This window comes from Tsukamurella sputi (assembly GCF_007858445.1).
Taxonomy (GTDB): domain Bacteria; phylum Actinomycetota; class Actinomycetes; order Mycobacteriales; family Mycobacteriaceae; genus Tsukamurella; species Tsukamurella sputi.
This window is the reverse complement of the sequence record NZ_VIGV01000036.1, coordinates 1-739: the sequence shown is the minus strand read 5'-3', so window position 1 is coordinate 739 and position 739 is coordinate 1. Positions and strand designations below refer to the sequence as shown.

Genomic DNA, 739 nt, shown 5'->3' with positions numbered 1-739 from the left:
TTTGTTGTGATGGCTGAGAAGGGCTTAATCTTTAAGAGTAATGCTGAAGACTCTTTTGTAAGTACACGTTTCCCAGGACAAGTTCCTAATGCTTATCATAAAAAAGAGGCTTACTATAATGCCTATCAGAAGCGTCTATTAGAGCAAGAGAAGCGTGGATGGCAGGTGAAGTTTGGTTTTGCTGAAACTCCATTTGCGCATCAAGATAACTTCTTTGTTGTACAGCTTTTAGATAAGGATGGCGTACCGTTAGAGAATGCAGAAGTTACTGCGAAGTTTACACGTTCTGCAGAGCAGGAACTCAATAGAGATTTTAATTTAGAGATGTCTGAACCTGGATTATATTCTGTACCTATTAACTTCCCTAGAGTCGGTCCGTGGGGCTTGGAACTTGATATTTTCCGCGGAGATGACCGTCACGAGTTAGTGGGGCGCACTTTAGTAAATTGTCCTCCTGAAATGGAGTGTGAGCTAGAAGAGCGACTCAGAGTCCATTGATGATGGATGATCGTGATCTCATTTTAGATTTTCTATTCTAGATTTTATGTGAGTGAAATTAAAGCTATAAAACTGTAGAGTTATTGGAGAAAGAGCAGCAATGCTCTTTTTCTTTATCTCATTTTCCTCTTAAATTTACTCAGTAAGTCATTCTTTGATGCTTGAGCTTCAACTGAGCAGAAATATGATTCATATAAATATGATTCTTTAAGGTTACTGACTAGGATTAAATCATTGTTAT

Annotated in this window: 1 protein-coding gene; it reads left to right on the top strand. The window is 38.0% G+C overall.

Features of this window, described 5'->3' with window-relative positions:
• On the top strand, positions 1-498 hold a 498-nt coding region (locus FK268_RS25805; RefSeq protein ID WP_193560320.1), incomplete at its 5' end, for a FixH family protein.
• Between the last annotated feature and the right edge of the window lie 241 nt (positions 499-739).